The organism is Pseudomonas sp. PK-RTE-24 (assembly GCF_054052265.1).
In genome coordinates, this window is record NZ_CM133224.1 from 2863332 (window position 1) to 2878235 (window position 14904).

Annotated in this window: 8 protein-coding genes; 2 read left to right on the top strand and 6 right to left on the bottom strand. The window is 59.8% G+C overall.

Annotated features, from left to right (window positions below; translation table 11 throughout):
- Window positions 1–5: 5 nt before the first annotated feature.
- Both ACV8MC_RS12845 and ACV8MC_RS12850 read left to right on the top strand, forming a co-directional pair.
- Window positions 6–4103: a Tc toxin subunit A-related protein gene (locus ACV8MC_RS12845; RefSeq protein ID WP_457265477.1), complete on the top strand. Its 4098-nt coding sequence runs from the start codon at window positions 6–8 to the stop codon at window positions 4101–4103.
- On the top strand, window positions 4096–8157 hold the full coding sequence (locus tag ACV8MC_RS12850) for an Ig-like domain-containing protein (protein WP_457265479.1): 4062 nt from the start codon (window positions 4096–4098) through the stop codon (window positions 8155–8157). Before ACV8MC_RS12845 ends, ACV8MC_RS12850 begins: the two co-directional genes overlap by 8 nt.
- Window positions 8158–8166: 9 nt before the next feature.
- Here the strand turns inward: ACV8MC_RS12850 and ACV8MC_RS12855 are convergent, their stop codons facing one another.
- From ACV8MC_RS12855 to ACV8MC_RS12880, 6 genes are read right to left on the bottom strand one after another with little or no spacing between them, the layout of a single operon-like run.
- A complete protein-coding gene (locus ACV8MC_RS12855; protein ID WP_305381431.1) occupies window positions 8167–9495 on the bottom strand; it encodes a DUF58 domain-containing protein in 1329 nt (442 codons plus the stop codon).
- Complete coding sequence (locus tag ACV8MC_RS12860) at window positions 9492–10493, bottom strand: AAA family ATPase (protein ID WP_305381430.1); 1002 nt, start codon at window positions 10491–10493, stop codon at window positions 9492–9494. Before ACV8MC_RS12860 ends, ACV8MC_RS12855 begins: the two co-directional genes overlap by 4 nt.
- Window positions 10490–11653: a DUF4350 domain-containing protein gene (locus ACV8MC_RS12865; RefSeq protein ID WP_457265481.1), complete on the bottom strand. Its 1164-nt coding sequence runs from the start codon at window positions 11651–11653 to the stop codon at window positions 10490–10492. Before ACV8MC_RS12865 ends, ACV8MC_RS12860 begins: the two co-directional genes overlap by 4 nt.
- Window positions 11650–13188 carry a DUF4129 domain-containing protein gene (locus ACV8MC_RS12870; RefSeq protein ID WP_305381427.1) on the bottom strand — a complete coding sequence of 513 codons (1539 nt, stop codon included), beginning with the start codon at window positions 13186–13188 and terminating at the stop codon, window positions 11650–11652. Before ACV8MC_RS12870 ends, ACV8MC_RS12865 begins: the two co-directional genes overlap by 4 nt.
- Window positions 13175–14152 carry a stage II sporulation protein M gene (locus tag ACV8MC_RS12875; RefSeq protein WP_457265483.1) on the bottom strand — a complete coding sequence of 326 codons (978 nt, stop codon included), beginning with the start codon at window positions 14150–14152 and terminating at the stop codon, window positions 13175–13177. Before ACV8MC_RS12875 ends, ACV8MC_RS12870 begins: the two co-directional genes overlap by 14 nt.
- Window positions 14149–14865, bottom strand: a complete 717-nt coding sequence (locus ACV8MC_RS12880) for an RDD family protein (RefSeq protein ID WP_457265485.1) — start codon at window positions 14863–14865, stop codon at window positions 14149–14151. The genes ACV8MC_RS12875 and ACV8MC_RS12880 overlap by 4 nt, the downstream gene beginning before the upstream one ends.
- Window positions 14866–14904 lie beyond the last annotated feature (39 nt).

Below are 14904 nucleotides of genomic sequence, written 5' to 3' on the forward strand. Positions count from 1 at the left end.
AGATCATGGCACTGAGTAATATTGGCGGGCTGCTGGAAAAACGTCGCTCGGCACTTCTTGAATACTGCATCGGTCAAGTGGCCAATGATAAATACCCTTTTCTGAAAACACCTGAAGACTTGTTTGAATTGCTGCGCATGGATCCTCTGGATACTTATCAGGTCAAGAGTTCCAGAGTTGCCGAAGCGATAAGTTGTGTGCAGCAGTACATCCATGCGGTGTATCGAAAGCTGGAACCAGGATTCCGGGATCACGAGTTCGACAAGCGTCATCTGCGCGAATGGGAGATTTTCAGCAATTATCCCGACTGGACCGTGCCCCACCAGATTTCATGCTATGCGGAAAACTTCATCGTTCCATCGGTGCGATTGCGCAAAACCAGTCTGTTCAAGAATCTGGAAAACAACCTGAACCAGGCCCGTCTGGACAAAGATACCGTGCAGGCGGCGCTGCAGGATTATTTGCAGGCATTCGAACAAGTCTGCGATCTCGATGTGATCAGCTGTTTCATGGACGGCGTGACACCGGCCAAAGCTGATTACTACTTTCTGGGGCGGCAGCGGGTGCAGCCGTTTCAGTATTTCTGGCGCAAGGCCGAGATCGAACTGGGCGCAACCAGCGTTTCGGTCAATCCGGCGGTCTGGAGTGAATGGCAGGCCGTGGAAATCCCGACCGCCGATCAGGTGCTGGATATCCGCCCGGTGTTCTGGAATGGCCGGTTGTGTGTGGTCTGGGCCGAATGGCGCGACGCGGTAGTCGCGAGTGCAGCGGAGTCGCTCAGCCCGAGCAAACTGGTGATCAATCTGGCATTCATGAAGCAGAACGGGCAGTGGTCTGCGCCGTTGTGTGTGCACAGTTCAGAACACAAGGACGAGGGTTTGGCGAGCTCCAGACTGATTGCGACGGTGCAGGTCGATTATCTGAATCCGAAGGGCAAGTTGGGGATTTTACTGACGGGCAACCTATCTTCGCCATCCGGCAGTCTGCGGGTGCATGGTGTCTACGACGTTCTGATGCGCCCCCTTCTGGACGGTGGCGCATGGCTGGATCTGGCGCTTGAGGAGCGATTTGTCAGCAACGATACGGTTCAGCACCCACTGAACAGTCAGGTGACTGTTGTCACTCGCATACAGACCCATGGTTCCCTGACGCCCTATCTCGACCTGCACGTTATGGCAACGCGCGCGGATGACAAAGATGTGCTGACGGTGCAGGGTTTTTGCAGCCCCACGGGCCTGGACAGCGCTCGGTTGAAAATGGAGCTGCAAATTGCAGGTCTGCCTTCTGATAGTGACCCGCCGCCGATCCTCGAAGAACAGGATGCAGGCGGGGGCTGGGTAACTCAGTCGTGGACTTCCTCGCGGACGAAAGGCACCTGGCCCACGCCAGTCATTTTTTCATTCGCCTCTCCCACTTCCCCGACAGGACAGAAAGAGTTCGACCTGACGATTGTCGATCTCATGGATTTCGTCCCGCCAGCTCTGCACAAGAACAGTACCGACGGGGCACAGTTTCTTTCATTCAATCAAACTGGACTGGCGTTGAAATTCATTCGGCTCAATTCCTTGTTTGGCTCGGAACTGGTGAGATGCTCGAATATTTCCGTGGACGCCGTGCTGGACTGGTCCAACCAGTTCATTCGCGAGCCGTCGCCGATCGGCGCAGAGTTCGTTGAACCACCCAATGGTGCCTTCGACGGTGCCAATGGTCTGAACTTCTGGGAGCTGTTTTTTCACCTGCCGCATTTGATCGCCACCCGGTTGCGCGACGAAGAACGCTTTCAGGAAGCGCAGAGCTGGCTGCATTACGTATTCGATCCACAGGCCACCGCAGATCCGGCCAATCCGCCGGTTCCGATCGCGAACCCGAAACCGGCGTATTGGCGTTGCCGGCCTCTGGATATCGCAACAGCGCCGGGCAATCCAGGGTGGGAAATTCAGAATCCCCTCGATCCGGATGCCATTGGCTATGCCGCACCCGCACATTTTCAGATCCTGATGTTCACCGACTACGTAGAAAACCTGATGGCGTGGGGCGATTGGTATTACCGACAATTGACCCGTGACAGTCTGGTGGCCGCCAAGCTTTGCTATGTCCAGGCCGGGTTTCTGATGGGCAAGGCGCCCACCGCCGACACCGCGACTCGTTGGCAGACCGACACCGTGGAAAACCTCTTGGACAATTGCGAATCGCGACCCCTGCTTGAAGCGCTTGAAAAAACGCTGGATTTCAACCTGGCAGATTACCCGATCGCTTCCGACACCCCGCCGATCCTGGGTTTGTTGGCCTGCGAACCTTTCAGAATTCCGATCAATCAATCGCTGCTCGACCTGTTCGCAAAGCCGCAGCAACGCCTTGATAACCTGCGCAACAATCTCACGATCGATGGCAAACCGCTGGACGTGTTGCTGTTCAGCCCGATGACCGATCCCAGGCAATTGCTCCGCGATCTGGCCGCTGGTAGCGCGGCCGGGCCCAGACCGATGGGCGGGCGCCTGGTGGTCAATGCGTATCGCTGGCGGGTCACGTTCGAAGTCGCGTTGCGCGGGGTACAGAGCCTGCGGGATTTCGGCAGTCTGGTGCTGCGTCTGCTCGAGCAACGCGACCGTGCCGAGCAGGAAGAATCGCAGCAGAACCATTTGCTCGAGCTGGGTCGCTATGCCGAAACGGTACAGGAACAATCCATCGCCCAATTGGAGGCGAATGTCACAGCGCTGAAGCAGAGTCGGGCAATGGCGCAGGACCGGGCCGACGCCTATGCAATGCGTTACAGCGAAAACGTTTCGCCGATCGAGTATCAGGTCATGGCCAGTCTGCAGCAGTCGAAGACATCAGCACTGCAGGCCAAAGTTGTCAGGGTGGCAGGGGGCGTCATCGCGGCGTTGCCAAAAATCTATGGTACTTCCAACGGTGGCTTCAAACCCGAACACACTTTCGATGCGGTGGCTTTCGGCCTGGAGGTTTCTTCGTCATTGCTGCAAATCGACGCCGACCGACAGGCCACCACTGAAGGTTATCGCCGTCGCCGCAGTGAGTGGGCGCTGCAACGCGATCAGGCGCTGGCGGAGGTGGGCGCAATCGATGCGCAGATCGAAGCGCAAAGCCATGCGGTCAGCGCGGCGAGGTCCAGCCTTGAACAGACGCTCAGGGCCAACAGCCAAGCGTTGACCATGTACAACTTCCTTAAAAAACGCGCGAGCAATGCCGAGCTGTTCGGCTGGATGCTTGGCCAGCTCAAGGCTCTGCACTATCAGGCGTACGACGCAGTCGTCAGCCTGTGCCTTAGTGCTCAGGCTTCACTGGCTGCCGAAACCGGGGATTATGATGCCCCCGTCCCTTTGCCTCAGGCCTGGCTCGATCACCGTTATGGTCTGGGCTCGGGTGAACAACTGCATATGTACCTGCTGGACCAGGAGCGCAGGCGCTTGCAAAGCTACGAGCGGCGGCCGGAACTGATCAAAACCATTTCCTTGCGGCAGTTGTTCGACGACAGAATCGAGCCTCAAGAGGGCATAACCAGCTGGGCAGATGCACACGCGCAATTGATGGCAACAGGTGTGTTGGAGTTCAGACTGACCCAGTTGTTGTTCGACCGTGATCATCCTGGCCATTTCTGCCGGCAGATCAGTTCGGTGGAAGTCGATCTGCCTGTGCTGGCCGGTCCCTACGAGGATGTGCGGGCAACGTTGCTGCAGATCAGTAGCGTGACCGCGACCCGACCGACCACACAGTCTGTGCAGTATTTGCATAAGCCCACCGCAATCGCACCTGGCGATCTGCTGTTCAACCTGCGCAGCGGTCAGCAGATCGTTTTGTCGGTCGGGCTTGGCGATAATGGCCAGACCCACCAGAAACCCGACGAAGGATTGCTCAACCCGTTTGAATACACGGGTGCCGTTTCCCATTGGCGGCTGAGTTTTCCTCGCCCGCTTAATCAGCCGCAAGCTGCAATGCTCAAATCCTTGACCAATATCATTCTTCGCGTGCGGTACTCCATCAAGGCCGGCGAGCCGACGTACGTCCAAAAGGTCACAGACCTGGTGACCGAGGCTGAAAACACCTATCTGGCGCGCCAACGCAACGGAGCCAGCGATCATGAATGAGCCCGTCGTGCAAAAAAATGAAAGCCTGCTGCTCAATGGTGACTTCAATGATCGACTCAAAGAGTGGCGTACCAGCGGTAGGGTTGGCCTGGCGAGCGAGTTTTATGATGGCGAGTTAGTCAATTTCATGGAGGTCGGTGTCGGGGCTTCGGCCACACAGGAAGTCAAAGCTCCCAAAACCCCCGGTGCACAAGCCGGTTACGAACTGACGTTTCTATGTGAACTGCGGCCCGGCGTTTCATGGTCGGGCGAATCGGGCTGGTTGCACATCCGCAAGCGCGGTGAAGTGTTGATGAGCATCGAGCTCACGGCGCAAGAAGGTCGGAACCCGGAGCTCGAAAACGCCCGACGGCTGGCGGGACAGCCGCTTGAATTCAAGCCGCGCGCGTATCAACGGTCGCTGGATCAATTGGAATTCGTCAGCGATGACGCATTGAGCTTCGAGGTCAGCGGTGTCCCTGACAACACGGGCGACAATCGTTCGGCAATCTGCATCACTCGAATCGACCTGCAACTGAAGCTTGAACCGCTGCAACTGCAGACGGTGCGACTGGATAGCGAAGATCTGCCACCAGGCCAGACGTTATACCTTTGCCTGGGCGCTTCCCTTGGCGATGACCCGAATGACTCTCTGTTCATTCCCCACGGCCTGTCTTTTATTCCGGCAGACGGCAGCGCCTGGCTGGATACGAATATCGCATTGATCATTCACGGCAACCCGATGGAGTCCGTCAAGGCGACCCCCGACTGGGGCGCCTATCAACCGCTATTGTCGCAGTGGTCGCTCGATTGCCCGGATATGCAGGAGGAAAAGGCTCATGACTTCACGATAAGTCTGGTGAACCAGTACAACGCCGAGCCTTACACGATTGACGTATCGTTGGGGCATCATCGATTAGCGCTTCGCGAAGTACAGTGCGCGGCTTATTACCCGGTCCTGGAGTATGCGCAAAGCGTCCGTTTGGGTGTGCAGGTTCTCTCTTACTACACCAGTCAGGCGCTTGATGGCCGGGAAGTCAGGTGGACGACTGCCGGGCAAGGTGTGCTGGGCACCAGCATCACTGATGAACAAGGCTTGGTCTACTTCGATTTCGTTCCTGAGCAAGCAGGCGATTTCGTCCTCACAGCTTCGGTCGACAGTCCTTATTACCCTAGTGGCGAGGTGACTCTCGAGTTTTCGGTCACGGTGCTGGCGACCGATCCCTGGATGGACTTGCGTTGCGTTGTCGAATCGCAGGTAACCCTGTGGAGCGCGACCGGTTATCCCAATCGTGGCACTGATTACCCCTTCATTGTGCGCTTGCCCGCCGACAGCCCTTTGCTGGCGACTGATCTATCGCTGCACTGGAGCGGCGTCGGGCATGAAGAGCTGAAGGTCACGGTCAACCCGCCACTCCAGCAACCGGTCGCTTTCGATGGGGACGATAGTCTCTGGACGCTGGCCTGCGAGGACTGGCTGGACGGTCGCTTCGAACTGTCATTGGTCTGCTCGAAGCTGTTACTGCCATCGCCGCGTAAACCCATGTCGCTGGCGCGCAACAAGGTCAGGATCGCTGACACGCGCGGCCCGAATATTACACCGGTCGTCGAGGACTCCGAAAAGACGTTGATGCGGGTGCAGGTGGTGCATGTCACTGACAAAGGTGCCGGTGAGCCAGTGATTGATGCAATCGTCGACTGGCAAACCCCCGAGGGCATTGTCGAGTCTCGTACCGGCAGTGGGGGCTGGGCCAGCCTGTATTACCGACCGTTGACGGCTTTGAGCAACGAGACGATTACCGCCAGTGTGAGTGCCTACGAAGGCGGACCGGCAGATGAACACTCATTTTCGGTCACGGCGTTTGCACGAGACGAATGGAAGGACAAGGTCAGCATCACGTTTGATGCCGTTCCGATTGCCCATGACGGAATCGCATGCAAGCGCGGCCAGAGGCATATCCTGACGGTCCGGGCATTAGCGGGCAGCCCGTTGATTGGCGAGGCAATTACGCTCGGATGGCGGAACGAAAATCCAGAGAACGGTCTGGCGGTGAGCGACCTTGACGTACCGAGAATATTGCGCGAAGGGGAAGATCTGAGTTGGTTGTTCAGCTCTGATCGTATCGAAAGTACCAGCAGTATTTTCGAGGTGAGTTTGCGCACTGACACTCTCACGAACAAGGATTTTTCTTGCCGACTGTTATCACCTGACCTCCATGAAGAAATGACCGTGGTCCTGGATCAGATGACCGATCTCAGGGGCCAGCCACTCTTTCCGTGTATCGGCGCTGTACATCGCTATATCTTCCGCACCAATGCGCTAAGCCCTTTAGTGGGTATTGCCATGGATCTGGTATGGAGTGGAAGCCCGGCGGCAGAGCTCGGAATCGAATTGAGTCCACCCCGCGGAAGCGAAAATTTTGTGGATGACAGCGGGTTTATCTGGACGCTGGACTGTTCAAAAAGTACCAAACCCGGTGTCTTCGCACTTCGGTTCGTTATCGATACCCATGGTTTCAGCGACATCAATACGATGACCTTGGGCCACAATAAAATCACTATCGAAGACGCCCGTGCATCTGCGGTGGATCCGGTCATTGGGCAGGATCCTGCGTGGATGTGGCTGAAGGTACGCTCCCCTTATCGTCCCGACCTCGCCCTGGATCAAGTGCCTGTTCAATGGACAGGCGACGGCAGCACCGAAGAGCACAGGACGGCTGCCGATGGCTGGAGTGGTTTTCCCTTTGCGCCATCCACCGCAGGTGAACATGTGGTGACAGCGGCGGTTATCAGCCCTTATGACCGTTTTGAAGAGCGCCGAACCATGAAGGTTCTAGCGCTGGAAGGGGATCCCTGGGCCGGATTTGAATACAGTTTCGACTCCCAACCGTTTCAGCCACTGGGTCAAAGCGCTGAGTTCCCTCGGCGCAAGGGGCAGCACCAATTGCGCGTGAGTGCCCCGGCGGGCAGCGCGTTGTTTGACCAGCACCTGACGCTGGGCATGACCGGCACCGGGCCGACGGAATTGGGCATGCGCTTCGAGGAGCCACGTCTGGGTGACCCCAGGCTTTTCTCGAGCGCTGGAATGACCTATCGGTTCAACGCGGGCGACCTCAAGGACGGGCGTTTCGGCCTGCGCTTTTCCTCGGCGCGGTTGGCCAGGCTTTCTCCGGTTATTGCAATGTCGCTGGGGCAAGGCGCGCAGGTGGTAAAAATTGCGGATCGTTCGCGCAGCAGTCAGACGCTGTTTTGGGGCGAGGCTGTATCTGAGCAGATCACCATTGTGTCGGGCATCAGTGGCAGACCAATGGTGGGGATGAAGGTTGTCTGGTGCAGTCCGGACCTTGGTGAGGTGACCACCACTACCAACTTCTACGGTGAAGCGCGGATACGGTTTGTGCCGACAACACCGGGTGCGGCGCAACTGACCGCTACGGTGGGCGATGCGCTGTATTCGGAATCGATTTCTTTACCGTTTTTGCTGCACGAGCCCCGGGAGATCAAGGAACTGATCAGCGCTGATCCGAGCGGGTATCCGGGGCAGGTGATGACCGCGCAAGTCCTGGTCGTTTCAGCCAGTACCGCGCAACCCTTGGCCAATGTCGAAGTGATGTGGGAGTACGACCGCACCTCGCTGCCGACAACCCTGACGGATGCCGAAGGCAAGGCAACGGCGCGCATTGTCTTGGGAGGAGCAGGCGAGGCTGCATTGCGGGCGTCGGTAAAGGGTGGTTTGGCTGGCTGGGTGGTAAAAACGCTCTGGTTGACCGTCACTGAGTGTCCAGCAGCGGTGGAATCCGTTGTTGCGTCGCCTAATCCGGTTCCCTTGCAGACCTACGTCTCCATGACCGCGCTGATTGTGGCCAAGGAGGGGCGAGAGCCCATGCCCAGACGGAAAATCCTTGTTTCCACTAATGGAGCACCGTTCACTGAGTCGTTTACCGATCACAAAGGGCGATACCAGGCTCACTGGCGGCCGATGAACCTTACGGAGCAGATTTCGCTGGTCGTCAAAGTAGAAAACAGCGACGGCACTTCGGACAGCGGCGCTGTGTATGTTGCAGTCACCAACTGATCGAAGCTGTCAGATCGCAGCGGTCTTTTTCCAGCTCATGTAACTTGTCACCAGTCCGGCCCCCAACTCGGCGGGCCGAACATCCATCACTGCAACGCCATGAGCAGTCAGCCGCTCATGGAGTTGCGAGCGGGCATTGAGAAAATCGATGGTGCCGCAGTAGGCGAGTGCCTCGGGCAACGTTTGCACCGTGGTCTGGCGCAATGTATCCAACGCCTGTTCACGCAGGCTAGCCACCAGCACCCGATGTTGTGCGCTCAGGCGTTTGACTGCGGCCAGCAGTTGCTCGTCTTCATCGCGCAAATTGGTTACCAGCACTACCAGCGCCCGACGCTTTTGGCGGGCCAATAGCTGGTTGGCGGCAGCCTGATAATCGGCGGGGCGCTGAGTGCTCCCAAGGTCATAAACAGCGTTGAGCAAGACATTCAGTTGGCCGCTGCCTTTGACCGGCGCGACATGGCGCGGCTTATCACCGGCAAAGGTACTCATGCCCACCGCATCCCCTTGGCGCAACGCCACATAACTGAGTAACAGGCAGGCATTGAGCGCGTGATCGAAGTGCGACAGCTCACCGTCCTGGCTGCGCATCTGCCGGCCGCAGTCGAGCATGAAAATGATCTGCTGATCTCTTTCGTCTTCGTACTCGCGGGCAATCGGTGTGCGCTGACGGGCGGTGGCTTTCCAGTCGATCTGGCGCAGGCTGTCGCCCTCGCGAAATTCGCGCAACTGATGGAATTCCTGACCCTGACCGCGACGTTGTCGCTGGCGCACGCCGAGCTGGCTGAGCCAGTTGTCGACGGCGCGCAACTCGCCGCCGTAAAGCCGGGCGAAGTCCGGGAAGACGCGGGTCTCGTCGCGGACGCTGAGCAGGCGTTTGCCGGACCATAATCCCAAAGGGCTGGGCAGGTTGACTTCGCACTGTTCGAAGCTGAAATGCCCGCGTTCGAGAGGGCGCAGACGGTAGCTGATCTGGCTGACATGGCCGGGTTGAAGCTCGACAAGCATCGGCAGATGTTCAAACGCCAGGCCGTCGGGAACGTGGTCGAAGAGTCCAATGGCCAGTGGCTCGGCAAATTCATGGGCCACCTCCAGCTTCACCTCCGCCCAGCGCCCCAATGCCAGGCTGCCGGGCATCTGTCGCTTGATGCGCGGCGAGGGCAGGCGTCTGAGGCGCACAGCGTCGATCACCGCCAAGGCCAGCAGCGCCAGGAGCAAACCCCAGTTGATCGAAATCAGGCTGGACGGGAGGTCGATCTGCAACGCCTGCAACGCGCCGAGCACGATACTGACAACCACCAGCAGGGCCAGCCAGATCAGCAGCAGCCGAGACGGTTTCACAGGCGCGGCGCCGGCACTTGATCGAGCAATTGCGTGAGCACCTGATCGACCTGCAGGCCTTCGATATCCAGCTCCGGCGCGATGCGCACGCGATGACGCAACACCGCCAGCGCGCAGCCTTTGATGTCATCCGGGATTACAAACTCGCCGCCGCGCAACAACGCCCGGGCACGGGCACAGCGAACCAATGCAATCGAGGCGCGTGGCCCGGCGCCGAGGGTCAGCCCCGGCCAGGATCGCGTGCTGCGCGCCAGGCGCACGGCGTAATCGAGGACCTGATCGTCCAGCGGCAAGTCACTGGCGATGCGCTGCAAGGCTTGAACATCCTTGGCTTGCAACACCGTGCGCAGCGGTTGCACATCGAGCATGTCGGCGCGGGTCGAGCGACAGACCTGACGGACCATGTTCAGCTCCTGATCGGCGTCGGGGTAATCCATGCGCACCTTGAGCATGAAGCGGTCAAGCTCGGCTTCCGGCAGTGGATAGGTGCCTTCCTGTTCGATCGGATTCTGCGTCGCCAGCACCATGAACGGTTGCGCGATGGGCAGGGCGCGACCTTCGAGTGTCACCTGGCGCTCCTGCATGGCTTCGAGCAACGCCGCCTGGGTTTTCGCCGGGGCGCGGTTGATCTCGTCGGCCAGCAGCAGGTTGGTGAACAGCGGTCCTTTGCGCAGCTTGAACTGCTCGGTCTGCAAGTCATACACGGCGTGACCGGTGACGTCGCTGGGCATCAGGTCCGGGGTGAACTGGATGCGCGCGAACTCGCCGCCGAAGCAACGAGCCAAGGCCCTCACCAGCAAGGTCTTGCCCAGGCCGGGCACGCCTTCGAGCAGCACGTGGCCGCCGGCAATCAGCGCGGTCAGGACAGCGTCGACCACCGCATCCTGGCCAATCAGCGCCTTGTTCAATTCGTTGCGCACCGCTTGCGCCAACTGGCTGGCACGCTGGCGCTGCTGGGCGGCGTGCGTCGCGCTGCCGGGCTCGATCTGTTCAGTCATAACGCGTTCCTCAAGGTTTGCAGATGAGCGACCTGACGGCTGAATTCGGCGCTGGACAAACGCTGCTTCGGTCGTGGGCTCAGGGCCTGGCTGATGGCGCGGGTGGGTTGCCGGGTCAGGCGCGATAACGCCAGCCATTGCTCGGCCACATTCAATTGATCGAAACCGGGATGGCGGCGGCGCGCGCGGCGCAGGATGTCTTGTTGCAAGGCTTGCAGCAGCGCCTGCTGGCCGTTGTGGCGCAGGAGGAAATCGGCACTGGCACGCAGATGCTCCAGCAGTTGGCGGCGACCCGCTGGCGCCGGCATTTGCACCGGGCCGTGACGCACGCCGGCCTGCCACAACCACAGGCCGATCAAGGCGAGCAGGGCGACAATGGCCTGCGCAAAGTAGCGCCAGAGCAACGTCCACAGACCATCGTGTGCGGTGTTGTAAATCAGCGTGACGTCGGTGTCGGCGCTCAGATACCAGAGCAGCCAGGCGTTGTCGTATTTGCCGATAGCCGGGGTTTTCCACAGCTCGGCATCGGTGACCACGGTGACCGTGCCGAGGCCGTACACCCGTTGCATCATGTGCGTGGCCTTGGCGCTGTTGGCCCAGGCTTGCGCGACATTATTCGGGTCGTCGAGGTGGAAGTCGGTGTCGAAACCGGCGTAGGCCGGCGCGTCTTCATCTTCCAGATACAGTTTGGTCAGTTTCGGGAAGCGGTCCTTTTCCCCGTCCTCGGGAGGATCTTTCAAGTCCTTGCTCAGCGATTGGTGCAGTTGCACCTTGTCGAGCAGCAGATCATTGCTTTGCCCGGTTTGCGCATCCCACAACGATTCGGCGACGAACACCAGACGTCCTCCGGCGCGAGTCCAGTTCAGCACCTGATCGACTTCACGCGGCGTCATCCGTGCGCGCTCGCCGAACAACAACAAGGTGTGGCTGTGCGGATCAATCTGCGGCAGCACCGTCAAGGTCTCGGCGTGGCTGACCGCGAGGCCGCGCTCGCTCAGGAACATTTCTGCCGCAAGATAAGGATTGGCTTGCGCGGCAGGCGAGGGGCCGTGATCGATGACTTCCTGATAAGGGCGGGCTTTGAGGTAGAGGAACAGACTCAAGCCGCCAAGCAGCAAAAACGCCAGCGCAGCCAACGACCCGCCAATGCGCCGGTTCAATGCCCGGACCCTTTGCTGAACAATTCACGCCAGCCGTTACACAGCTCTGCTTGCAGGTGCGCGGCTGGAAGTCGGTGCCCGTAGGCCATGTTCTGCCAGTGAACAGTGAGGTTGCGGCTGTAGGCGAGCAGGTCCGGGCGTTGCAATTGCTCGATGCGGTTGAGGATCTGGCTCTCGGTGTCGGCGGCTTTGAGCGTCAGGTTGAAATCATGCAGCAGATGGCTGAGCAGGCCGCGATAGAGCAGGCCCAGCGCGGCGCGAGGTTCGCTCAGCCACAATTGTTCGGCACTGGCGGCGATGTCATCGGGAAGGGTTTCACGGTTCAGATCCAGCCCGAAGACGTGTGGCGGCGCCGGTGGTTTGCTGCGCGAGGGCAGGTTCGGGCGACGACTGACGAAGGCCCGGAGAAATTCGCGATAACGCCAGACCAGCCAGCCCAGCGCGGCAATCAGCGCGCCCCACAACAGCACTTCAATCACGTTCGCCAAGGCATCAAGGTGTCGACCGTCGAGCCAACCGAGAAGGGTTTTCAGCCACTGCGGAGCCTCACCCGGTTGCGCGTCCTTGGCCGGGCTTGCCGGGTCGTCTCCGAAACGATAGCGGGTGACGCTTTCCTTGTTCTTGAACGGCGGTTGTTCGAGCAGCGACTGGATGCTGTCGCGCGATGCCTGACTGGTCAGCGGCTGATTGAGCAACCGTGGAGCATCCGGCGTATCGCTGGCCCATACCGGTTGCAGGTTCGGCAGCAGCAGACACGCCGCCAGCAACACACCGAGCACGCTGCTGTTCAAACGCTGGCGCAAACGGCGGAAAACCAGCTCGATGTCCCAGGCTTCCAGTTGCGTGCGACGGTTCAGGTACAGGCTGAAGCCGCAGGCGACATACACCGGTCCCCAGGCCACCAGGATCAGCGCATAAAAAACGTTGGTCAGGTGCTCCAGCCAGCGCCAGTCCTGATCGGCGGCGAGCAGCAGCGACTGCCAGTCCCAGTCGGTTTCGATCTGCTGCGGCAAGAGCATGTAGAACAGCAGCATCAAGCCGATCCACAGTGCGGTTTCCAGATGCACGCCGATAATCGTCAGCCATTGCGCGGCGCCACCGTTGCGTTGCAGCAGCACCTGCAGACGTTGTTGTCTGGCCTCGCCATTCAGGCCTTCGAGTTGCGTCACCGGCAGCACAAAGCTGCGACTCAGACTCAGCCGTCGCCAGGTCAGACTGGCCAGCAGTTGCGGCTTGAGCAGGCGCGGCCACTCGCGCAAGGCTTGTCTGAGGGTTGGCGTTTCACCGAACAGCGCTTTGGAGAGGATGTACAGCGGCAGGCGTTCGTAGGCCGGTTTCAGCCACCAGAAAATGAACACCGCCAGTGATGGCCAATCCCACAGCAACAGGCTGAGCAGGGCGAACAGCGGCAGGGTGACGATCGCCCAACTGGTCATCAACAACCGGCGATGCTGCTGGCTCATCAACACGCCCAGGTCCATGGCTTCCCAGGTCGTGCGCGGGCGGATCACTACGCTGGCGTCACTCAGGCGCATGACGAATCCTTCCGGCCAACGACAGATAAACCGCGACGGCCAGCCACAGCGCGGCGCCGACGGCGTATTTGGTCAGCGGCGTGACACTGGTTTTCGACGACCAATAAGCCTCGATGAATGCTGCGATCAACAGGAACAACATCGCCCCACACACCAGCAACACGCTTTTGCGTGCGGCCAGACGCAGCGCCTCGCCCCATGTCAGACGTCCGGGGGCGATCAGCGCCCAGCCCAGCTTGAGGCCCGCCGCGCCGGCGAGGGCAATGGCGCTCAGTTCGAACGCACCGTGACCGATCACGAACGACCAGAAGGTCTGGCCGAAACCGATCTCGCTGAGATGCCCGGCCACCGCGCCGATGATCATGCCGTTGTAAAGCAGGAAAAAACCGCTGCCCACGCCCATCAGCAAACCGCTGGCGAACGTCTGAAAGGCGATGCCCGTGTTGTGCATCACGTAATAGCCGAACATTACCCAGTCTTCGCTGGCCGCACGTTCCGCCGAGCGGCCGAGGTGGCCGGCAACGGGGTCGTACATGCCTTGCATCTCGCGCACCTGCTCGGCCGGGATCAGGTTGTAGATCAGTTCCGGGAACAGATAAACCAGCACGCCAAAACCGATCAGGCTGCCGAAGAACAACAGGCTGGCGGCCGCAACGAAACGCCACTGTTCGCGCACCAGTCGCGGGAAGTCGGCGAGGATAAAGCTGATGATTTGCGCCCCGAGCCGACTGCGATGCCGATAGAGCTGTTGATGGCCGCGCAGTACTTGTTGTTGCAACGTATCGATCAGAAAGCTGCTGTAGCCGCGCGCCTGGGCCAGAGCCAGATGTTGGCAGAGACGCCGATAGGCCTTGGGAAAATCGCTGACTTGCGCTGTCTCCTTGCCTTTTTCCAGGCGTTCGAGCGCCACGGCGAAGCGCTCCCATTCGGCCTTGCGGCGACTTTCGAACAGGCTCTGCTTCATGCGCTCGGCCCCAACAGGCCGCGCGCGATGCCGTTGAGTTCAGACACGGCTTTGGGCGCAGAGATGTGCAACGGCTGCGCCAGCAATGCCGCCAGCTCGTTGACCCGTGCGGGAGAGAGCTCGGCCTGACGCTCGGCGAAACCGAGTACCGCGCGTTGTTCGCTCAAGGTCAGCGGAACGGGGCTGCGGCGAGGTTCAGCGTCAGGCAGTTGCGGGCGGCTCAGCGGGCGTTCGCTGTAAACCACCAAGGTGCCGGCGGCAATGTCGCCGAGGCGTTTGAAGGTCGGGTGTTGCAGGCAACTGAGCGCACCGAGGAAATAGCCGAAGGGCAGTAGATCGACAAAGCGCAGCAGGTTGCGCAATAGCGAGGCCGACCAGCCGATCGGCGTGCCGTCATCGTGCACCACGCGCAAACCCAGCCATTGCTTGCCCGGCGAACGGCCCTGACGCAGCACCTCGAACAGCACCATGTACCACCAGCTGATGGCAAACAGCAGCAAGGAACCGAGGCCCATGCCGAGCTTGCCGAGAAACGCCAGTGCGATGAACAGCACGCCGAAGATCAAGCCGCGAATGCCCAGATCGATGGCAAACGCCACCGCGCGCACCATCAACCCGGCGGGGCGCAACGGCAGGTCGATGCCTTCCGGCGTTTCGACCTGATGGCGCGTATCCAGCGGTGCTTTCCTTCGCGGTGCTGTGGGCTCGAGCATGGGCTACCTGATGTTCGCCTGTTCGGGGGGCAAGTGCGC